19 protein-coding genes are annotated in these 22,349 nt (G+C 41.9%); 18 read left to right on the forward strand and 1 reads right to left on the reverse strand.

Annotation, left to right across the window (positions count from 1 at the left end; translation table 11 throughout):
* Positions 1-40 precede the first annotated feature (40 nt).
* The 7 genes from NTX44_12685 to NTX44_12715 all read left to right on the forward strand — a co-directional run bounded on the left by NTX44_12685 (position 41) and on the right by NTX44_12715 (position 9,355).
* Complete coding sequence (locus tag NTX44_12685) at positions 41-1,129, forward strand: cellulase family glycosylhydrolase (GenBank protein ID MCX6122456.1); 1,089 nt, start codon at positions 41-43, stop codon at positions 1,127-1,129.
* A 62-nt stretch (positions 1,130-1,191) separates the two neighbouring features.
* The gene (locus NTX44_12690; protein MCX6122457.1) at positions 1,192-4,077 is read left to right on the forward strand and encodes a DUF4982 domain-containing protein; all 2,886 of its coding nucleotides are present in this window, start codon (positions 1,192-1,194) and stop codon (positions 4,075-4,077) included.
* Between the two features lie 69 nt (positions 4,078-4,146).
* Positions 4,147-5,205: a glycoside hydrolase family 5 protein gene (locus tag NTX44_12695; protein ID MCX6122458.1), complete on the forward strand. Its 1,059-nt coding sequence runs from the start codon at positions 4,147-4,149 to the stop codon at positions 5,203-5,205.
* Between the two features lie 295 nt (positions 5,206-5,500).
* Complete coding sequence (locus NTX44_12700) at positions 5,501-5,899, forward strand: hypothetical protein (protein ID MCX6122459.1); 399 nt, start codon at positions 5,501-5,503, stop codon at positions 5,897-5,899.
* A gap of 293 nt (positions 5,900-6,192) precedes the next feature.
* A complete protein-coding gene (locus NTX44_12705) occupies positions 6,193-6,606 on the forward strand; it encodes a hypothetical protein (protein MCX6122460.1) in 414 nt (137 codons plus the stop codon).
* A gap of 224 nt (positions 6,607-6,830) precedes the next feature.
* Positions 6,831-7,547, forward strand: coding sequence for a glycosyltransferase family 2 protein (locus tag NTX44_12710; GenBank protein MCX6122461.1), 717 nt, complete (start codon positions 6,831-6,833; stop codon positions 7,545-7,547).
* 194 nt (positions 7,548-7,741) lie between these two features.
* Positions 7,742-9,355, forward strand: coding sequence for a glycosyltransferase family 39 protein (locus NTX44_12715; protein ID MCX6122462.1), 1,614 nt, complete (start codon positions 7,742-7,744; stop codon positions 9,353-9,355).
* A 94-nt stretch (positions 9,356-9,449) separates the two neighbouring features.
* On the opposite strand, the gene NTX44_12720 is transcribed toward NTX44_12715, so the two are convergent.
* Positions 9,450-10,955 (reverse strand): glycosyltransferase family 39 protein, encoded by a 1,506-nt coding sequence (locus NTX44_12720; protein ID MCX6122463.1) that lies wholly within the window; start codon positions 10,953-10,955, stop codon positions 9,450-9,452.
* Positions 10,956-11,166: 211 nt separating this feature from the next.
* Here NTX44_12720 and NTX44_12725 point away from each other — a divergent pair, with 211 nt between their 5' ends.
* From NTX44_12725 to NTX44_12775, 11 genes are all read left to right on the forward strand, one after another.
* Positions 11,167-12,153: a PDZ domain-containing protein gene (locus NTX44_12725; GenBank protein ID MCX6122464.1), complete on the forward strand. Its 987-nt coding sequence runs from the start codon at positions 11,167-11,169 to the stop codon at positions 12,151-12,153.
* Between the two features lie 376 nt (positions 12,154-12,529).
* Positions 12,530-12,739 (forward strand): hypothetical protein, encoded by a 210-nt coding sequence (locus NTX44_12730; GenBank protein MCX6122465.1) that lies wholly within the window; start codon positions 12,530-12,532, stop codon positions 12,737-12,739.
* The gene (locus NTX44_12735) at positions 12,736-14,121 is read left to right on the forward strand and encodes a class I SAM-dependent methyltransferase (GenBank protein MCX6122466.1); all 1,386 of its coding nucleotides are present in this window, start codon (positions 12,736-12,738) and stop codon (positions 14,119-14,121) included. Before NTX44_12730 ends, NTX44_12735 begins: the two co-directional genes overlap by 4 nt.
* Positions 14,090-15,631, forward strand: coding sequence for a sulfatase-like hydrolase/transferase (locus tag NTX44_12740; GenBank protein ID MCX6122467.1), 1,542 nt, complete (start codon positions 14,090-14,092; stop codon positions 15,629-15,631). Before NTX44_12735 ends, NTX44_12740 begins: the two co-directional genes overlap by 32 nt.
* A 452-nt stretch (positions 15,632-16,083) precedes the next feature.
* Entirely contained in the window at positions 16,084-17,499 is a 1,416-nt protein-coding gene (locus tag NTX44_12745; protein ID MCX6122468.1) for a PAS domain S-box protein, read from the forward strand.
* Positions 17,499-18,860 carry a sigma-54 dependent transcriptional regulator gene (locus NTX44_12750; GenBank protein MCX6122469.1) on the forward strand — a complete coding sequence of 454 codons (1,362 nt, stop codon included), beginning with the start codon at positions 17,499-17,501 and terminating at the stop codon, positions 18,858-18,860. Before NTX44_12745 ends, NTX44_12750 begins: the two co-directional genes overlap by 1 nt.
* Before the next feature lie 236 nt (positions 18,861-19,096).
* Entirely contained in the window at positions 19,097-19,285 is a 189-nt protein-coding gene (locus NTX44_12755; protein MCX6122470.1) for a hypothetical protein, read from the forward strand.
* Between the two features lie 40 nt (positions 19,286-19,325).
* On the forward strand, positions 19,326-19,748 hold the full coding sequence (locus NTX44_12760; protein ID MCX6122471.1) for a hypothetical protein: 423 nt from the start codon (positions 19,326-19,328) through the stop codon (positions 19,746-19,748).
* 119 nt (positions 19,749-19,867) lie between these two features.
* Entirely contained in the window at positions 19,868-20,995 is a 1,128-nt protein-coding gene (locus NTX44_12765; GenBank protein MCX6122472.1) for a 4Fe-4S dicluster domain-containing protein, read from the forward strand.
* A 29-nt stretch (positions 20,996-21,024) separates the two neighbouring features.
* Positions 21,025-21,486 (forward strand): cyclic nucleotide-binding domain-containing protein, encoded by a 462-nt coding sequence (locus NTX44_12770; GenBank protein MCX6122473.1) that lies wholly within the window; start codon positions 21,025-21,027, stop codon positions 21,484-21,486.
* A complete protein-coding gene (locus tag NTX44_12775; GenBank protein ID MCX6122474.1) occupies positions 21,437-22,339 on the forward strand; it encodes an FAD/NAD(P)-binding protein in 903 nt (300 codons plus the stop codon). The genes NTX44_12770 and NTX44_12775 overlap by 50 nt, the downstream gene beginning before the upstream one ends.
* Positions 22,340-22,349: the final 10 nt, after the last annotated feature.

A 22,349-nucleotide genomic window follows, 5' to 3' on the forward strand; every position in this document is an offset into this window, starting at 1 on the left:
AAAATGCCTTTCATCTCTCATTCTCAAACGTGGAGCTGTGATGAAGAAAAATATTCTAATTCTATCTATGATCACTGCATTGATGCTTTCGATCAACATTGCCGGTGCGCAACACGACAAGAAGCAAAAGAATCTATTTGATTGGATCAATAATTCTGATCCGGAACATCAACCTGTCAACAATCCGAATGCAAAAAAACTCCCTCTGATAAAAGTAAAAGGGAACAAATTTGTCAATTCTCTGGGAGATACCATGCTCTTTCGAGGAGTGGCAATTGCCGATCCGGATAAGATCGAACAGGAGGGACAGTGGAATAAAAATTTGTTTGTTAAGGCAAAAGAGTTCGGGGCAACACTGATTCGTCTTCCCGTCCATCCTGTTTCATGGCGTATGCGCACACCTGTAAAATATCTTCAACTTCTTGACCAGGCGGTTGCTTGGAGCACGGAACTTGGAATGTATGTCATCATCGATTGGCATTGTATCGGCAACCTCGGGATGGAATTGTTCCAAAATCCGGAATACATCACCACGCGTCAGGAGACCTACGAATTTTGGCGCACCATCGCCCTGCATTTCAAAGGCAATAACACGGTAGCATTCTACGAACTGTTCAATGAACCGACACTCTTTCATGGACAGCTCGGCAGTATGTCGTGGAGTGAATGGAAAAAGATCAATGAGAATATGATTCACCTTATTCGCGCCTATGACGATGAACGGATTCCGCTCGTTGCTGGTTTTGATTGGGCGTATGATCTTACACCGCTTCATATAGAACCCATCGACGCAGAGGGTATTGGATATGTCACACATCCGTATCCCTATAAAAGAAGTAAGCCGTACGTTCCAAAATGGGAAGAGGATTTTGGATTTGCAGCAGAACGTTATCCGGTGATTGCGACAGAATTTAGCTTCGGCCTTGGCAATCTTGGTATCGCCGATAATGGTGAATATGGGAAAGAAATTATTTTTTATCTCGAAGGCAAAGGAATGAGCTGGGTGTGCTGGGTCTTTGATCCGTTGTGGACGCCAAATTTATTGCAATCGTGGGATACATTCAAGTTGACCGAAAGCGGAAAATTTTTCGAGCAGGCACTTTCTAAAAATATCGAGGCGAAGAAATAAAAATGTTTCTTGAGCTTTGCAAAAATTGTTTTTCGCACCTCCTTCACTTTTCATTGAAATGCATGTTCATAGTTCTCATTTCAACGCTTTCGTTTCTTATGGCGCAGCAGAAATCTGTTCCATCGAATGCAGGAGGAGTACGCGACCGGCTGCTCATGGATTTTGGATGGCGATTCGCGTTTGGACATGCATATGATGTCAAGAAAGACTTCAATTATAATACCGGATATTTTTCTTATGTCACAAAAACAGGTTTTGGAGATGGAGCAGCGGCGAGGGGTTTTGACGATCGTGCATGGCGATTGCTGAATCTTCCGCACGATTGGGCCGTGGAACTTCCCTTCGATGCAAAAGCAAGTTCCAGCCATGGATTCAAAACGGTTGGTCGTAATTATCCGGAGACAAGTATCGGTTGGTATCGAAAAACGTTTTCCATCCCGGCATCTGACCTTGGGAAACGGATCGGTATCGAATTTGATGGAGTTTATCGTAACTCCGTGGTGTGGCTCAATGGATTCTATCTGGGCGAGGAACATAGCGGATATAACGGATTTCGGTATGATATTACCGACTATGTGAACTATGGCGGTGAAAATGTCGTTGCAGTGCGCGTTGATGCAACGATGGAAGAAGGATGGTTTTATGAAGGAGCGGGAATCTATCGTCACGTCTGGTTGGAAAAAACAGCTCCGCTCCACATAGCACCGCATGGTATTTTTGTATCGTCGGAGGTTAAAAAATATTCTGCCGAGATAACAGCCCGTGCATTGATCACAAATGATGGATCCCAAAAAGCACAATGTACTATAGAGCAGATTATTGTAGATAACAACGGTTCAGCCATAGTGCATGGAACGAAGAAACATATTGTTGCAGGACCCGGCGAGACAAACGAATATTCAACCCTCATCCAACTTCCACATCCTCATTTGTGGTCGATTGAGACACCGTATCTTTACTCGCTTATTACTTCTGTGTATTCAGCAGATTCTCTTGTTGACCAATGCAAGACAATATTTGGTGTGCGCACGCTTCGGTTTGACTCGAAGGAAGGTTTTTTCTTAAATGGGAAACATATTCTCCTGAAAGGCACGAATAACCATCAGGATCATGCCGGAGTGGGTACTGCAATCCCAGATGCACTTCAGGAGTTTCGTATCAAGCGGTTGAAGGAGATGGGAGCGAACGCGTACCGCTGTTCTCACAACCCCCCGACACCTGAACTTTTAGATGCATGCGACCGGCTCGGTATGCTGGTCATCGATGAGAATCGTTTGATGGGAACAAACGCTGAGCATCTCGATCTGTTGAAACGAATGATTATGCGAGATAGAAATCATCCAAGTGTGTTTATCTGGTCAATCGGAAATGAAGAATGGGCTATTGAAGGGAATACAACCGGTGCGCGCATTGCTTCTACGATGCAAGCGTTTGTACGGAAGATCGATCCGACACGCCGCGTCACGTATGCACACAGCGGTTGGGGAGAACACGGCATCTCCACCGTCCAGGATGTTATGGGATTCAATTACATTTTTAATGGGGATATTGACAAGCAACATGAACGCTTTCCTCATCAGCCGAGCATGGGTACGGAGGAAACGACATCAAGAAGTACACGAGGAGTGTATATTGATGATTCACTGCATGCACATTTAGCGCCTGTTGATAGAAAGCCACCGGGGCATGGTGTTGAAGAAGGACTAAAATTCTATGCCGCGCGTCCTTTTCTCTCTGGATTGTTTTTCTGGACGGGTTTTGATTACCGCGGTGAACCTCATCCATACGGATGGCCTCAGGTGAGTTCGCAGTCTGGTATTCTTGATCTTTGCGGTTTTCCGAAAGACATGTTTTACTTTCTCAAATCATGGTGGACAGACGAACCGGTGCTGCACATTGTTCCTCATTGGAATTGGAATGGGAAAGAAGGAGATACGATACAAGTCTGGGCATATAGCAGTTGTGAAGAAGTGGAACTCTTTCTCAATGCAAGAAGTTTGGGACGCAAGCTCATGCAGAAGAACTCCCACCTTGAATGGCCGGTTGTTTACGAACCGGGAATCCTTCGTGCACGGGGATATAAGAACGGGAAAGATGTTGTTACAGATCAAATCGCCACAACAAAAGAACCGGCACAAATCAAAATGAACCCTGATCGTTCGACGGTGAAAGCTGATGGCGAAGATATTTCCGTTGTTACGATACAAGTGAATGATTCAGAAGGACGAATAGTACCGACAGCATGCAATGAGATACTCTTTCAACTCTCCGGGCCGGGACGGATTATCGGTGCCGGTAATGGTGATCCATCTTCTCATGAGCCTGATACATACGTTGAACATGTTTTTCAGATTCCCATTGCAGATCTCAAAGCAAAAACTATCGATAAAAAGGATCACTATGGAGAAACAGATTGGGAATGCAACGATTCCGCTTGGGCGTCGGCTTTGGGTGAGCAGGGTGAATATAATATACAAGCAGTTGACTCAATGAAAGCTGTTATTATTCGCGGGAATTTCTTGCTGAAGACAGTCACAGATGAAACCACGATTTCACTCTGGCCGAAAAGTCTTGGCGAAGAACAATCCATATATTTGAACGGTCATCTCGTTGCGAAGAATATGAAACGTGATGATCTAGTGCAGGAATATAAACTCGATCATGCAATACTGCGCAATGGGAAAAATATCTATGCTGCCGTTGCGGTTCCATTGAAAAAAAGATTTCAGTACGACAACCTGAATACCGATCCCGGAATTATTCAAGTTTCTCAGCCGCCGCAAGCATGGAAGCGTAAAGTCTTTAATGGTTTGGCACAGGTGATTGTGCAGTCGACAAAAGAAGCCGGTGAAATTGTTATGACAGCTTCATCCGACGGTTTATCGCAAGGCGATCTGAGAATTCAAACTCACCGTGTGGAGTGTCGTCCGGCAGTACCTGCCAAATGAGCCAAGAGATGGATAATGAAAGATCGTGCGATAGTAATTTCGCAACATGAACAAGTAAATGAATGATCAATGAGAGTTCGTTGCATGAACGATAGTGCAAGCATGATATCACTGTTTATGATGGTGGCGGTGATGAGCTTTTATTCGAAAGCGCAAGATGTTGTTACGCTGCAAACCGATAAAGGAAAACAAACGGTCGTCGATTATTTTGGTGTCGTTCATGTTAAAGGAAATAGGATTGTCGATAAAAATGATAATCCTGTTGCACTTCATGGGATGAGTTTGTTCTGGAGTCAATGGGGAGGCCGGTTCTACAATGCAGATTGTATTCGGTGGCTGCGGGATGATTGGAAGTGTACAATTCTAAGAGCCGTCTGCGGTATTCAATCAGATGGGTACCTTGCGAATCCGGAAAAAGAATTCTCAAAAGTAACAACAGTGATTGATGCATGTATAAACCTCGGGATATATGTCGTTGTTGATTGGCATGATCATAGCGCGGAAAATCATCTGCAGCAAGCGAAAGGATTTTTCCGCAGAATTGCACAAAAATATGGAAGCGCTCCAAATATTATCTACGAAATATATAATGAACCACTCAAAGTATCATGGAATGACGTTGTCAAACCATATGCGGAAGAAGTAATTAAGATTATTCGTCAATATGATTCTGCTCATCTCATTATTGTGGGATCACCGCATTGGTCGCAGGATGTCGATGTTGCTGCAGATCAGCCGATTATCGACATGAATATTGCCTATGCATTTCATTTTTATAGCAGCGATCGATGGCACAAACAAAATTTAAGGGACAAGGTGGTAGCTGCATTACAAAAAGGAGCACCGATAGTTATCACTGAATACGGTATAAGTGAAGCTAATGGAAACGGTACAATCGATACTGCGGAAACAACAAAATGGTTCTCATTTATTGATCAGTATAAGTTAAGCACTTGCAATTGGTCGGTCATAGATAAAAACGAGACTTCTGCTGCGTTCGTCCCGGGTGTTCATCCAAATGGATCGTGGGAAAATTCTGACTTGAGTGTTTCCGGGAAAATGATCCGGAGTCGGATTCGTAGTCTCAATAATCCGCTTTTCGAAGTCATTCATTCTTTCGCTAAATAATGTATTCATTAAATGCATCCTGATTTCTCGGAAAAATCCATATTTATAGACCGGATTGATTGTTGATAAAGGTAATTCCGTGCTGTGTCATCTTGACTGTGTATGGTAAATTGTTCCACTCCTTCAAGAAACCGTTGAAGCTTTTTACGCAGAAAACGAGGGTAATGTAAACACTATTCGATCTTGCCCGGTTGGTACAATACTTGGGATAGTATAATCGTTGAACAAAGAAACGAATAATTAACCTAATTAATTTAATTAACTTTATAATCAACATTTTATTGGAGGATTTATCATGGGACAACAACAATTATTACTCATCATCCTTGGCGTTATCATCGTTGGTATCGCAATTGCCGTAGGATTGAGCCTATTCAGCGCGCAAAGTGTTCAGTCGAATCACGATGCAATTATCAATGATTTAAACAATATTGCCGCAAACGCATATCAACACTATATTCGTCCTGCCTCTATGGGTGGTGGCGCAAACTCTTACGATGGTACAGGCGCCGCTGGTGCCGCTGCGTATTCAATACCAACCAGAATGCAGACTAACGAAAATGGAACATACACAGTAAAGAATACAGCAACCGCGTGTACTATTACAGGTAAATCAAGTTCAGTAACTGGTGCAGATGTCACAGCGACAGTAGATAACCAAGGACATGTTGGAATAAAAGCTACTGGTTGGTAAGCTATAATTCTGATTATAGAACAGTCGTTTTTCAATATATCCCAACCATCTTTTTGCAAGTGGTTGGGATTTATTTTTAGAAGTTAAAAAAGTTGAACCATACAGTAATTTGGTTGTCGACAATAACATATTTTAAAAACAGATTAAGCAGTCAAGCTGTCCCGATTCTATCGGGATCAGCATATAGGTGCAAGACATTAGATAGGTTCCGATCCCGTTAGACTATTGCCTACTGTGATGGAACGACAATATATTTTTGATATGGCTTATAGCAATTCACTAGAGAATTTATCATGGGACAACAACAGTTATTGCTAATCATACTTGGATTGGCCCTTATTGGAATTGCACTGGCTGTTGGATTGAGTTTGTTTAGCGCAAACAGCATTGAGTCGAACAAAGATGCAATCATCCATGATGTTCTTAATATTTTTGCGGCAAGCGCATATCAACACTATCTTCGTCCTGCGTCCATGGGAGGCGGTTCATACGCTTATGATAATAGTAAGGGCGGTGTCGCATATACGATACCGGCGTTATTGACGACTAATGAAAATGGCATATACAAGGCTGTCACTACACCAACTACCTGTACTATTACAGGTAAATCTACTTCCTATCCAGGCAATTCAGTTTCTTTAACAATCGGCGTTGATGGTAAACCTGTGGCTCCCGGTTGGGTTATTGTTGGTCCAGACTTCAATTAAGTTTCAAGCCAGACTATGGCAAAGTTGTTTCGTATATATTCCTTATCATCCAGATAAGAAATTGGGGATAATTTTTTTTGTTCTGTGCGTCAAAGAACCGTCTTTTATCTGTTTTACTTATTCATACGTGTATTTTTCTTTTTTGGCTATCCCGCACAATGCCGTTACCCGCATAATGAGGGGAAACACTTTTTCTTTTAAAAACTTTATTGTATATATCTCTTGTGAAACCAAAATCCAAAGTTATTGTCGTCTTACCAGCCTATCAGGCCGAAAAAACATTAGAACTCACTGTTCGCGATATTCCGCTCTCTGTCGTCGATGAAATTATTCTCGTCGACGATATGAGTAATGATCATACAGTGGAGATCGCACGGAAATTTAATCTCATTATCGAGCAGCACACAAAAAATCTAGGCTATGGTGCAAATCAAAAAACATGCTACCAATTAGCCCTTCGTCGAAATGCAGATATCGTTGTTATGCTTCACCCTGATTATCAATATGATCCGAAGCTCATCCCTTATTTTGTCGACTTTATCCAAAACGGCTATTTCGACGTTATGCTTGGCACTCGCATACGTACAAGAAAGGAATCCTTAGCCGGAGGAATGCCGCGCTATAAGTACTTCTCAAACCGACTCTTGACACTTTTTGAAAATATCATAACCGGACAAAATCTTTCTGAATGGCATACGGGCATGAGAGCCTACAGCCGTCAAGTATTGGAATCAATCGATTATTTGAAAAATTCAGATGATTTTGTTTTCGATAGCCAGGTATTATTTCAAATTGTGGAGCACGGTTTTCGCATGGGAGAGATTCCTGTACCTGTTCGGTATTTTCCAGAAGCTTCCAGCATTAATTTCTTTCGTAGTATGCGATATGGAATCGGAACCGTTGGAACCGCATTAAAATACTTACTCAGAAGAATATTTTAATTTCTCATATTTTATCACTCCCATCTCAACGAAGTCAAAATGAATCCAGGGTCAGACTATCACATTGTTTTGGGGGAATGGCAAAGGCTTTTGAGGGTGATTGAGTTTTGTGGTCTCACGATGAAATGAAGAGAATGGATAATTCGCTGAGTAATTTCAGATAATTGAATTGTAAAGCACTGGCAGCATTCAATATGAAATCGAAAACACTCAATATTTATCTTCCTTTACTCTTTCTCTTTTTCATTGTTCTTTCCACAATTATTCTGCGAATGCGATTACTTGATGTTCCCCTCGAGCGCGATGAAGGCGAATATGCCTATATAGGTCAACTTATTCTCGATGGGACCCCACCTTACTCCGAAGCGTACAATATGAAATTCCCCGGCATCTACTTTTTCTATGCGGGAATATTATGGCTTTTTGGTGAGACACATACGGCTATCCATTTTTGTCTGCTCATTGTCAATGTATTATCGATTATACTTCTTTACATTTTTGCGCGCACAGCGTATGATGATTGGGTTGCAGCGGCTGCAGCTGGTGCTTTTGCGTTATTGAGTATGAGCTACCACGTTCAAGGATTTTGGGCAAACGCAGAACATTTTATTTTGCCTTTCATCATAGGTGCAAATCTTCTATTACTTGTGGGACTACGGAAGAACCGAATAGATTATATTTTATTCGGTGCTCTTCTGTTTGGTTGTGCTGCTCTTGTGAAACAACACGGCGCATTTTTTGGTCTCCTTGGATTTGCGGCATTGCTTATTTCATTGTGGCAAAACAAAGCACTCGATAAAAACCAATACTGGAAGTACCTTGTGGTTTATTTTTCGGGAGTTATTATTCCATTGCTCTTATGCTTTTTCTATCTCGCGTATGCAGGAGTTTTTCATAATTTCTATCTTTGGACATTTGCCTACGCCAAGGAGTACACTTCGCTTGTACCAACGACGTATATTACATACTATTTTTTTTCATCCTTTCTCCCTCTTTGGCAACACACAACACTCATTTGGATAATAGCCGGTATTGGACTTATAGCTTTATTTATTTACGTTCCCGACAAACAATCGTATCTGATCGTTATGGGAATGATCATTGCGAGTATCATTGCTCTTTCCGTAGGCTTTTATTTCAGGCCGCATTATTTCATTTTAATACTGCCAGCCGTAGCCCTGCTCTTTGGAATTGGAGTTCGTTTCATTTTCCGTGTTTTTTCACCTGCCTCGTCATTCATCATACGCTATTTCCCACCCATTTTTATTGTTACAATAGCAATTCTTGGCACCCTTGCTGCCCATTGGGATGTTCTTGTTCAATTTTCACCTGCTCAAGTGACCACGACACGGTATGGTCAAAATCCATTCCTTTATTCTTCTATGATCGGAGAACTTATAAAGGAAAAAACATCAAAAGACGATCGAATAGCAATTATCGGAAGCGAGCCGCAGTTCTTATTCTATTCTCAGCGCCGGTCGGTGACATCGTTTATTTATACATACGCTCTTGTCGAAGACCAACCTTTTGCTGAACAATTTCGCTCTGAAATGATCCGTCAAGTCGAATCAGCAACTCCTAAACTTCTTATCTTTCCACAAGTCATACCCGAATGGTATACAATATCGAATGGAGAAAAGGAAATAAATAGATGGTTCTATAATTTTGCGAAGTTACATTACACCCAGGTTGCTCGTTTTGAATATTCCAGTAGTGAGGACACAATACTCGTTACAGATCCAACGCTTATAACAAAGAAACCAACACATTTGTTTTGGATCTCGATTTACGAACTACAAAAAGATTGAATAAGCTTTTATTCTATCTTCATGGTAATTCGAAAGAACATAAATATCCTTTATCATACATTCCTACACTTCTCGATGCCTCATGCTTTAACAGTTACGGTATTCTTTCATATATGATCACGCGATCTTCTTCTGTTGCTGTTCGGTACAAATGTTCTTGAGGGTCTTCTCGATTCTCATACGGAGTGTCAGGTGCATCGATAATAAGTTTACGATATTTTGACAAAGATAGTTTGGCAGAAAGATATTCTGCAACCATTTCATCTTTTTCACAAATGGCGTGTTTTCTGAAAATCACCCAACGAGCATGGCTGGCCTTCTCCAAATTTTCTCCGGTCAACCCTCCGATAACATGCAAACCAGTATACCACTTGATGGGCATATCGCCATAGGTAATCGCAACAGTATCAGAGGGTTGTGCATGGTGACGTAAATGGCCGACCAATCCCTCCATAGGTCCCTTGAAATCATGAGTGAGTTCAAAATAATAATTTAACATTGGTTGATGTAAAAAGAATAGAACCAAACCAATACTTCCCACAACGGGATGTACTTGAAATCCTAGTTCGATAATTTCAGCAACCGCTATGGCACACAGAGGTAAGACAGGTGCGAGATATCTAAAAAACGAATTCGGAGCCGTAAGAGAAAGAATACATACTAGCATTGCCGCATATAAAAAATAAAAAGTCATGTATACCATCGTAGTACTTAAAAAAGTATATGTACTCTTTCTATGCCAAATCACTATGACCAATAGAAAAATTATGAAATAGAGAGGAATGACATACATTTCCAATTGAACGATAAAATCAAAAAAGAATCTTTTAATGAAAAAGGGATTAAAAAGAAATTGACTGTAACGCGATTGGTATGATATTTCAGAGGTATAGCATATCCATGGTAAGACAAAACAGAGAACACCGACCATGGGAACCACCATGCGTTTGAAATATTCCTTTCCTATGAGAGTTACATGAATCAACACGGTTGCGAGAAAGATAGCGCCATAGATCATCTGGATGTGAAAAAGAATGACTGTAGAAGAGACCAGAAGGAGCCTTGCATATTTTTTAGACTTCAGGAATAAAAAATATGTCAATATACATCCCATCGAAAAGAAAGCTACCATACTGTAATAACGACATTGGCGGGACAAAAGCAGGAAAGGAACCATCAGCATCAATATACCGGCGGCTATGAGTGATGCCCGTATTCCCTTTCCCGTTGAGCGGACCGTCCAGAAACATAAGAGTACTGTTCCTATGCCAAAGAGGGCATCCGGCAAGCGAGCTGCAAAATCTGATTGACCGAATAATTGAAAGAAGGCGGCATGGATATAAAACGGTATCCATGGATGCCATTTATAAACACCTCCGGTACCGCTTTCCGCACCTAATTCTTGCGAGAAAGAATTTTTGTCATCATGGCAATACGGGATTCCACTGGTAAGTATGGATCTGGATATTAATGCCGTCTGAGCTTCGTCCTGCCAAAGGAAATGTCTGCCAAGGTTAGGTAAAAAAACAAACGCTGATACAATAAGAATTAATAAAGGTACAAAATAATTTATTGTATATTTTTTCCAGTCAGGTATCATATCGCTTTAGTGTGATAGAAGATATTAAGGTAAATAAAGAAAGTATACAAGTGGGAAGGGAAAAGGTTTCCGCATAGCAATGTTGCCTACCATTGTCTCTTTTTTTTATCCTTAAGTACATCCCTTCGTCATTTGGAACTATCTCTCCCCGGTATCGTCTATAGAATTGAACTCACTGAGATTCGACAATTTAATACAAGGAAAGGCAGCCATGAAAACAACGATACAAATGATATGGTGTCTTGCGATAGTGCTCTTCCTGTCAATAGGTACGATATTGAGTGCAGGCGGAAAACTTACGGGTGAGACCCACAAGAAAGAGAAGACAAAAAGCACCGGGTGGATTGGAGTTACGATTCAGGATGTGAATGAAAAAACTGCACAAAAAGCAAAGCTCGACTCCGCAGAAGGTGTCCTTGTGAAAGACGTTATTAAAGACAGCCCTGCCGATTCAGCTGGTATTCAGGAAGGTGATATTGTGGTAGAGTATAATGGCAAAAAACTGTTTGACGCAGATGAATTAGTAAAAATAGTTCACCGAACTTTGCCGGGAACGAAAGTTGATATTGTTATTATCCGTGATAGTCAAAAGAAAACACTTACATTGACGGTCGGCAGTGAAAAAGTATCAAAACATCAAATGTTCGGGGGTATGCCCAATATACCGGATATGCGCGTATTTTTCGGTAATAATATCCTTGGATTGCAGCTTCTTACGCTCAATGAGCAACTCGGCGGGTATTTCGGTGTACCGAATAACGAAGGAGTGTTGGTAGAGAAAGTAGAACGCGAAAGTACTGCCGAGAAAGCTGGCTTCAAGGCGGGTGATATTATTATCCGGATTGGTACGAAAACAATAGATGCAGTGGAGAAAGTTCAAAGGGAACTTCGTAAATATGATGAAGGTGATAAAGTAGACTTTGAGGTTATGCGAAAGGGTGTGAAGAAAGTATTAAGCGTCGAAATGGAGGAAGATCAAATTGTTCCCCATAAATTCTTTTTCCAAAAACCACACATGCGGATGTTCCGGACGGATCCATGCGATGAAGCGGAAATGCATTTGGATATGGATGACCTTCGGCCTCATTTGGATCAAGTACAAATCGATCTGAGAGAGTCGCTCAAGGACATTAATAAAATACCCTTAAGATTCAGAAATATGAACTGCGGTTGTTATTATCACTGTCTCGATTTGTAAAATCATAATCACCTTATTATATATTTAACCGTCATAATAATCCGGTAAACCAATCATGGTTGCCGGATTTTTTATTGTCCATCAGGTGTTGTTTCAATCAATAAACCCAGACGTGATTTTTTAAACGAGAGTTCTCAATATACTATAAAACGGTCGAAAGGAACGAAGAACCCTGACATGAATATTAGAGGAAGGTTACTTCTCCGTTGATGAAATAATACGAGAGAAAATCTTCCACGAAACCGCGTTGCATTAATTGGTGGCAGCGTGATTGCTCTCTTGAGGTTTGAAAACTCCTGAATTATCCATACATTTTTACAGAATGAGGATTTACGAGGGGAATGACATAATGAATTATTTCTCAAAAGGTGATAGAATGAAATTAAAAATTATTCTGCTTTTAGGAATCCTTGTAATTCTCTTGCCGGATGCATTGAAAGCACAGTATAATGATCCGGGCTCAATGAGCTTCATTTTTCAATTCTTATTAATCATATTCGCATTTATTGTCTTTTATTTTCAAAAGATCCGTTTATTTATTGTTCGAGTTTGGAATAAACTTTTTGGGAAAGATATTCCCAAATGAATGGTCTTAAAAAAAATCCCGCTTCATTTCGAGACATTGATGGATTTATTTTTGAATTCGAGGGTTCAATCTATCGAGCTATCAACGAGTGTTATATAGCTGCCTACACGAAAGTAATTTCAAGCGGCTTGTATGAGAAGCTCGTTAAAGAAGAATTGCTTATACCCCATATGGAGGAAAAGGGATTTCCTATTACCATTCCCAATCATCCTCTCATCATAAAACCGTTTCAAGTAAAACATATAAGCTATCCGTATGAATGGTCGTATGAGCAGTTGAGGGACGCAGCGCTCTCCATATTAAGAATTCAAGAAATCTCGCTTTCATATGGATTCAGCCTCAAGGATGCTACTCCATTTAATATCCAATTTGTGCATGGAAAACCTCAGCTCATCGATACGTTGTCTTTTTTTCTTGACGATAAAAATATCTGGGTTGCGTACAAACAGTTTTGTGAAAGTTTCCTTGCCCCTCTAGCGCTAATGGCATTTATAGATCATGATATCGGACGAATTGGGCGAGAATATCATAATGGAATGCCGCTTCCTTTGGCAAGCACCATGCTGCCGTGCCGAACATGGCTGAGACCATCCTTGTTTGTTCATCTCCATCTACATGCCAGGTCTCAAAGATCCGATAAAGCAAACCCCGTTGCAGGGAGTGTCTCAAATCCAGCCAATCAAGCACGATTGATATTCAGTCTTCAAAATGCCGTCCGTTCGCTTCCGAAGAGTAAATCATTTTTGAATTGGACAAGTTATTACTCTGGCGATTGTGTACATCCTCTCTACCTGAAAAATAAAATTGAAATTATGGAAAAAGCATTGGCCGAGATCAAACCGCAGGCAGTAGTTGATGTCGGTTCTAACACAGGGATATTTTCAAAAATTGCATCTGCGCATTCAGAAATAGTAATCGCACTTGATCGTGATCCTTCTTCGATTGAGTTTTTATACAGTCTGACGAAAAAAGAGAAGATTACCAATCTCATACCCTTAGTAATAGACATTCTCAATCCTTCACCTTCTCTGGGATGGATGAGTTGTGAAAGGAGTTCGTTCTTAGAGAGAATAAATCCTGATGTCATTCTCATGTTAGGAATTTCCCATCATTTATTAGGGCAGGCGAATATTACATTTCCCATGCTCACAGATCTCTGTGCAAAAACCACGAAATATGTATTTTATGAGTTCATTCCAGATACTGATGCTAAATTTGAAGAACTCTTTCGTTCACGTGTGAATCAATTTAGCTGGTATACCCAGGAAGAATTGTTGAAAGTATTCGCAAATCTATTTACTGTTAAAAACAGATGGAAAGTTGAACCGACCGATCGTATGATTTATCTCTTTGAAAAAAAAGATGTCGGTAAAGATGAGTAGCGCCGGTTTCCTTAAAAAAACACTGCGTTGGGTATGGCCAAGTCTTTTCGTCATAGTCCTCTCTTGTATCCGAAAAAGTGTTCTTGCATTATTGCCCTTTGAACAGATGCAGGAAGGATTGCTTCTGTATGCCGGATACTTATTGTTCATGATCCCGGCAGGCATTCTTCTTTCAAGATTAAAATTGTTCGATGACGAATCAAAAGTAGCGTTGATACTCATCTGTGTTACCTATATCTTTTTCGAGTATTCGGCAATATTCGCAACATGGGAACAATTTGCTAAACGATGGGTGATGCTGCATCTGTATAACGCGCAGCATACAATGTTTATTGTAACAATGGCTTTTTGCACCGTTGGAATGATGTGGGTTCTGGGAATAATGAATCAGAAGGCAAAGAATCTCAAGATCCTGCTCTTTACGACGTTCGTTCTTTCCGTTGTTCCGTTTATCGATGTACTGCAATCGCCAAAGTATAAATTCGATTCTGATCTATTCGATATTCATCAATCAAATACTGCTGTGAACCAAACAGCAATTCCGCAACGAATATTTTGGATCATACTCGATGAATATCCAAGCTCATTAGTATTGGATGAAGTATGGGGATATAAAGATACGACATTCCGGAGCGGACTCGAATCACTTGGGTTTACCGTGTACGACTCATGTATCTCGAATTACAATTATACACCGTTTAGTATTGCAGCAACAACGTATGGTGCGATGCTGCCAATAAACGGGCACCAAAGTCTCACTGTCCAACAATGGTTCTTATTGGGACAAAGGATAAGACAATCGCCGGTCTTGACCTTCTTTCGAGAGCAAGGGTACGAAACTCATATTCTCTCATTTACGGGTGCTGCTATTAAAAAATTATTTTATGCGGATCGAGGAGAAATAGTTACATATAGCGGAGAAATTGTTAGTTCGAGTGCTCTGGGCGCATTGCTTTCCCAATTTGGCAATCAGCATGCCACGTCTCTAGGATTTTATAACTGGGAAATTGTTAACAGGCTGTATGCTTTTATGAACCCTAATCCAAAAAATGATCAGCGAATCTTTGTCTATGCTCATTTAATTATGCCTCATGGTCCATATCTGCCATTGGAACAAAAATCCTCCCAGAACAAAGAACAGTATTTCGAACTTGAAGATGATCAAGCCTTCTTGTCTCAAGTAAAATATACTGACAGCACCGTCCTCGATTTATTGCATAAGGGTCTCGATGGTTTGTCTCCTCATCAAAGGTCGAACACCCTGGTGATACTTCAAGCAGATCATGGGCCGAGATATTTGCAGAAGGGCGGAACAGATCTCCGACGGAGGTCGTCCTTCGGGATATTGAATGCCGTGCTTTGGCCCAAATATTCAAAGGGAAAGTTCTATAATGGCATGAGTTCTGTGAATACGTTCCGAATATTGTTTCGTGATTTGTGGGGGATCGATCTCAGCATGGTAAAAGATAGCTCTGCAAATGTATGTCCACTTATTAAAACAGAAGATTGAAGGATCGTAACTGCAAAAATCATAAATAAATAATCAGTCATTTATACGATGTATGTGGAATTAAAGAAACAATATGAACTTGGTAAGATCGAAGAAATTCGGACCGCTCCCATTATTCATGGTATGGATTATGTCCGTCCGACTGTAAAGAAGGAACAATGAAAGAAAGGAATTATTGTCCTCGTATCGTGATGCAGAAATGTGTCGAGAGATGGACGAATCTAAACTCGAAATAGATCAAGTATAACGAAAGCTTAAGAGATCGACCGGGAATTATAAAAGCGGGTATACTGTTTACACTACCAATGTCCAAACAGGTGAAATTGTAGTTTATTTATTTTACATCATCTTCGTGAAAAATGCCAGGCGTGCCAGAAGCGGACGCCGGATTTCTTTTGTTTGCCAGGCACCTTGCCAATCATCGAACCTTGACGTACCTTGCATTGTGAACTATGTCTGAAGCGTCTTTTCTTTTCTCTCAATATGGGCGTGTTGTTGATTTGCTGCCCGAGATGGTGCTCATCCTGGATGATGAAAACAGGATTCTCGATGCCAACAAAACTGCCGCCGACAAACTAGGAGTGGTTGTTCGACCCTCGCATCCGAAATATATCTTCGATATACTCCCGGAAGATAAACGGAATAGTTTTAGAGGCCTGCTTCCGTTTGCCGACCAACTGAATTTGGAAACTCAATTTCGTAATCGTGACGGATCGATCATCGATGTCACGGGAACAGTCCGCGTGCTGCATTCGGGCCAAACGAAGTACTGGGTTCTAGTGATGCGCGATGTAACAGAAGAAAAGCGGAAAGAACTTGATTTGCTGCGTTTCTCTAACGTCATCCACAATACCATTAACCCCATTCAGATTAGCGATGCAAATGGAACAATGATTTATGTCAATCCAGCTTTTGAAAAAGTGACTGGTTATAACAATACAGAATTGATTGGGAAGAACCCAAATATTTTAAACAGCAGTAAGCACAGCAAAGAATTTTGGTCTGGAGTGTGGAAGCACATTATTTCTGGTAAAGTCTGGGTAGGGAAGATCGAAAACCGACGGAAAGATGGGAGTCCGTTTTTCACAGAGCTTGTCATTTCGCCGATCGTCGATTCCCAGGGCAAGATCGTGGGATATCTTGGCGCGCATCGTGACATCACGGAACAAATTATTTTGGAGCAACAGCTTGTCCGTTCACAGCGCTTGGAAAGTATCGGTACACTCGCAGCAGGTATTGCGCACGAAGTCGGCAACCCGCTCACTGCTATTTCATCACTCGTGCAAGTTATTCAACGTACGAGCACGGATGAATTTGCCAAAGAGAAATTAGAGCTCATCAACAGTCAAGTGAACCGTATTACCCGCATCATACGCGAACTAGTGGATTTCTCGCGTCCCTCTACACACGTGGTGAAGCCGACGAATATCAATCGAATTGTTAAAGAAGCGCTGAATATCGTTCAGTACGGAAAAAAAGTAAAGGATATTACCTTCGCACTCGATTTGGATGAACACCTTCCGGAGATTGCCGCAGTGCCAGATCAAATCGTTCAGGTCTTTATCAACATTTTAATGAACGCCGTGGATTCGTTGGATGAACGCCGCGGTACGATCACTGTACATAGCCGTAAAAATGAACATGCGGTTGAAGTGATCGTGCATGACACAGGAAAAGGAATTGAATCTTCAGCATTGGAAAAAATCTTCGAACCGTTTTACACAACAAAAACTACCGGCCAAGGCACAGGGCTGGGGTTGTGGGTGAGTTATGGTATCGTTAAAAGTTTTGGCGGCGATGTGTTTGTTGAAAGTATTCCCGAAAAGGGGAGCACCTTCACCGTCTCGTTTCCTTGGAAAGGTGTCTAATGGCGCAACGCATATTAGTGGTTGATGACGAACAAATTATCCGTGAATCCCTCTCCTTCATCTTAAAGAAAGAAGGATATAACGTTGAAGAAGCAGTCAACGGTAAAGACGCACTCACAAAGCACGAAGCAAATCCATTCGATATCATTATTACTGATATTGAAATGCCTGAAATGAAAGGAGTGGATTTGCTGAAACAAATTCGCCAGCGGACGCCGCAGACATTGGTTGTGATTATTACGGCATTTGGATCTGTCGAAACGGCGGTGCTGGCACTGCGCGAAGGTGCCGCGGATTATATTTTGAAGCCGATTAACTTTGATGATCTGCTCTACCGTGTGAAGAAGCTTTGCGATTACCATGCGCTGACTATTGAAAACTCCCTCCTACGCCAAGAACTTCAGCGTACCTATGATTTCGATCAAATTATAGGGCAAAGTACGCCGATGAAAAAAATCTTTGAAGTAATTAAACGAGTTGCGCACAGTGAAGGTACTGTGTTGATCACCGGTAAAAGCGGTACAGGAAAAGAAATTGTTGCACGCGCAATTCACTACAATAGTCCGCGTCGTGAAAAAAGGTTTCTGCCTATCAATTGCGGAGCCATTGTTGACACACTGTTTGAAAGCGAACTCTTCGGACACAAAAAAGGATCATTCACAGGTGCAACAGTAGACAAAGAGGGATTGTTAAAAGTTGCGGAAGGCGGTACCGTCTTTCTTGATGAAGTAAGTGAAATTCCAATTCAACTTCAGGTGAAATTATTACGTGCGCTTGAGCAAAGAGAAATTACACCTGTTGGTATGACGGAACCGATCAAAATCGATGTTCGCATTATTGCTGCGACGAACCGGGACCTGCGCAAAGAGGTGGAGAATGGTAAATTCCGCGACGATCTTTATTATCGTCTCAATGTTGTTGAAATCGATTTGCCTTCACTCAAGGAACGTCCTGATGATGTTCCAATTCTCGCGCAGCATTTTCTTGATGCATTCAAGAAACAAATGAGCAAACCAATTCAGGGATTCGCCAACGAAGCGATGCGTGCCTTGCTCCAATACCAATGGAAAGGCGAAGTACGCGAATTGGAAAATGTCGTCGAGCGCGCCGTCATCTTTTGCGATGAAGACTTCGTCAGACTTGAACATCTTCCGGAATATATGCGACCTGCAGAAGACATTCCGTCTGTTTCTACCGGTCATGGGACACTTAAGGATGCTGTGAGAAGTTTTGAAAGGCAGTTCATTCAACAAACGCTTTCGGCTTGCGGGCAGAACAAGGAAACAGCCGCTAAAGTTCTGGGTGTGAGTCTTTCTTCGCTCTATCGCAAAATAGAAGAGCTGCAAATACCGTCGCACTGAAGAGAATTGCCATTTTTTCTTAAAACTGTCCGGATGAGCACTGATGCAAATCTTCTGATTTGTAAGAAATCCGTCTAAAGCTATTTCCCAAAATCTGCAAATTCAATTGAAACAGAGGGGCATGCCTCACTCAATCAACCTTAATTTGTCAAGACATGGTACCTTAGTAATTACTGGCACATTCCTTGCGGAATATATTGTGAGAATAATTATCAATATTTGCAGAAGAGATATACATGAAGTTACGATGGTGGCTTGTTGGAATCGTTGCCGTTGCCGCAGGCGGTATGTTTATGATCAAACATATCGTAGACAACAAAAAGACGTTTCTCCCTTTCGTTGATAATACCAATGAAAAAAGTTTCGGCACGTTTCCACATGAAATGCTTGAAACTGATTTCGACGACACAGATTATTTAGCGTAACTCCGTTCAGCAGGGGCATCGGACAAAAGAAAACTTCACCATGTCCAATCAGGTCGGCATAATTTCGCATGATCAAGCGCAGGCGGCATCACGTGCTACCGTCTCACGGAAGCGTGTGCTCGTTTTTAGTCCGGATGCAGATTTGGCAAGGTTTCTTCTACTCAATCTCGAAGACCAGTTTCAGATTGTACGCGAACACCGGCTGGAACAATTTGAACAAGCGGTCAAAGAAATTTTACCAGATTTAATCTTGATTGATCTCTATACATTTTCTGCCGATATCATCAAACAACTTGATATTGTACGCCGAATGGCAAGCACAATCCCAATCATTGCCTTGCGTGCTTATATGTCTCTTGCACCTGAGATGAACAAATCAATTGACGATCTTACAGATGCAGTTTTTTATAAACCGGTTGATGTAGAACTTATTACACAAGCGATTGAGGATTTATTGAAATAAGACGCTCTGAGGTATTGTATATTCCCATCTGACGATTGAATAAGTAATAGGCTTTTAAGACAACGGTATTTACAGTTATTTGTTTTGCATTCTCACAAAGCAATCTTGTAGGTATCCACTTGAAGACTTTTATTCTTGAACGCAGCGAACTTGACCGCCTGGTCGAAACTCTCAAACGCCGTGGCTATAAGGTCATCGGGCCCACCGTGCACGACAGTGCAATCATTTACGACGAGTTGACACATCCTAACGATCTTCCTATCGGCTGGACGGATGAACAAACAAACGGCATGTATCGATTGAAGAAACGGGATGATGCCGCAGTGTTTGGCTGGACGGTTGGTCCGCAGTCATGGAAGAAATTTCTTTTCCCGCCAATTCAAAAAATCTTTGCAACCCACAAAAGTAATAAAGGACTTGATCTTCCCAACTCGAAAAAACAACCATCGCAAGAACCGGCGCCGACAAAATACGCTTTTTTTGGTGTTCGCCCCTGCGATTTAAGCGCCATTACTCTTCAAGATAAAGTATTCCTCAGCGGACCTTTTATCGATCCTGTCTATGAGCGAAAACGGGCCGGTAATTTTATTGTATCAGTAAATTGCGGACAAGCAGGAGGAACATGTTTCTGTGCGTCGATGGGCACGGGACCTAAAGCCGCAGCCGGATTTGATCTTGCATTGACTGAAATCCTAAACGACAAGCGTCATTACTTTATCGTGGAAGTAGGTACAGAGCTGGGTGCAGATGTTCTCAAGAGCGTGAAGTATATAAAAGCAACCGATGAAAATATTACGACGGTCAACGAAGTCAGCGAAAAGACCTCAAAACAAATGGGACGGCAGCTTGACACAGTCGATCTGAAAAATATTCTTTATCAAAATTCCGAACACCCACGCTGGGAACGAACCGCTGCGCGGTGCCTTACGTGCGCCAACTGTACCATGGTTTGTCCAACCTGTTTCTGCGCCACGGTGGAAGATGTGACGGATCTTGCAGGCAAGCAAGCAGATCGTATGCGAAAATGGGATTCTTGCTTCACGCTCGACTTTTCATACATTCACGGTGGAAGCGTGCGCGCTTCTGCAAAAGCACGCTACCGGCAATGGATGACGCATAAACTGGCATCATGGGTGGATCAGTTCGGTACATTTGGCTGCGTTGGGTGCGGACGCTGTATTACATGGTGTCCAGTTGGCATCGATATCACTGAGGAAGCACGCGCCATTCGTGAAAATCAAACTTGATGAGTTATGTTAATTAAAGGAAAAGTGCTATGGAAGACCTAAAGAATATTCTTGCAGAACATCCGTTCTTCAAAGGACTCAATGAAGAATATTTCGCGCTCATCGTTGGCTGCGCATCCAATATGCGCGTCGATGCCGGCAAGATGATTCACCGCGAAGGTGAAGAAGCGAATCACTTCTATCTTATCCGATCGGGAAAAGTCACGCTCCAAATTATGACGCCAAATAAAGGTCCGGTTATCATCGAGACATTAGAAGAAGGCGACATTCTTGGCTGGTCGTGGCTTGTACCGCCTTATACCTGGCACTTTGATGCGAGAGCGTTGGCTCTTACACGCATGATTGCCCTCGATGGAAAATGTTTACGCAACAAGTGCGAGGACGATCATCACCTTGGGTACGAATTGCTCAAACGCTTCGCTGATATTATGATGAAACAACTTGAATCCACACGCTTACAACTTCTGGACGTTTATGGCGACCGATCCTGAACTACTATCGCTCAAAGTAGATTACAAGCGGAATCCAATGCTTCCTTGGCCGTTTCAAATCCGGCGAGTGAAACATGAAACGGAAGATACATTCACCGTTGAATTACAACCTCTGGGCGCCCTGGAAGAGTTTTCGTTTCAGCCAGGACAGTTCAATATGGTGTATGTGTATGGTGTCGGTGAAATTCCGATTTCTATTAGCGGAGATCCGGCTAATCCACGTATGCTTGTGCATACAACACGAGCAGTCGGTACCGTGACGAAAGCAATGGACAAAATGCGGCGTGGAGATATTTTAGGCATTCGCGGTCCGTATGGAACGCCATGGCCTGTAGATCAAGCAAACGGATTGGATGTCGTTTTCGTTGCCGGCGGTATAGGACTTGCTCCGCTGCGGCCAACGCTGTATGAGGTTGTTGCACACCGTGAGCGGTATGGGAAAGTCGTACTATTATATGGGACACGCACGCCCTTAGATGTCCTTTTCCGGCAGGAATTAGAAAATTGGCGTGCACGCTTTGATTTGGAAATTTACGTTACGGTTGATCGAGCAATGAGCGGATGGCGCGGCAATGTTGGCGTAGTAACAAATCTTATCTCGCGGGCGCCATTCGATCCGCGCAATACAATGGCATTCGTCTGCGGTCCGGAGATTATGATGCGATTTACCGCGATGGAACTGCATAAGCGCGGTGTCGATAACGAGCACATTTTTGTTTCGATGGAGCGTAATATGAAATGTGCCATCGGCTTGTGCGGACATTGCCAGTTTGGATCATTCTTTGTCTGTAAAGATGGCCCTGTCTTTCAGTATAGTAAAATCAAAGATATGCTGGTGAAATGGGAAATTTAATATAAAGAGC

The organism is Ignavibacteriales bacterium, from assembly GCA_026390575.1.
Classification (GTDB): domain Bacteria; phylum Bacteroidota; class Ignavibacteria; order UBA10030; family UBA10030; genus Fen-1298.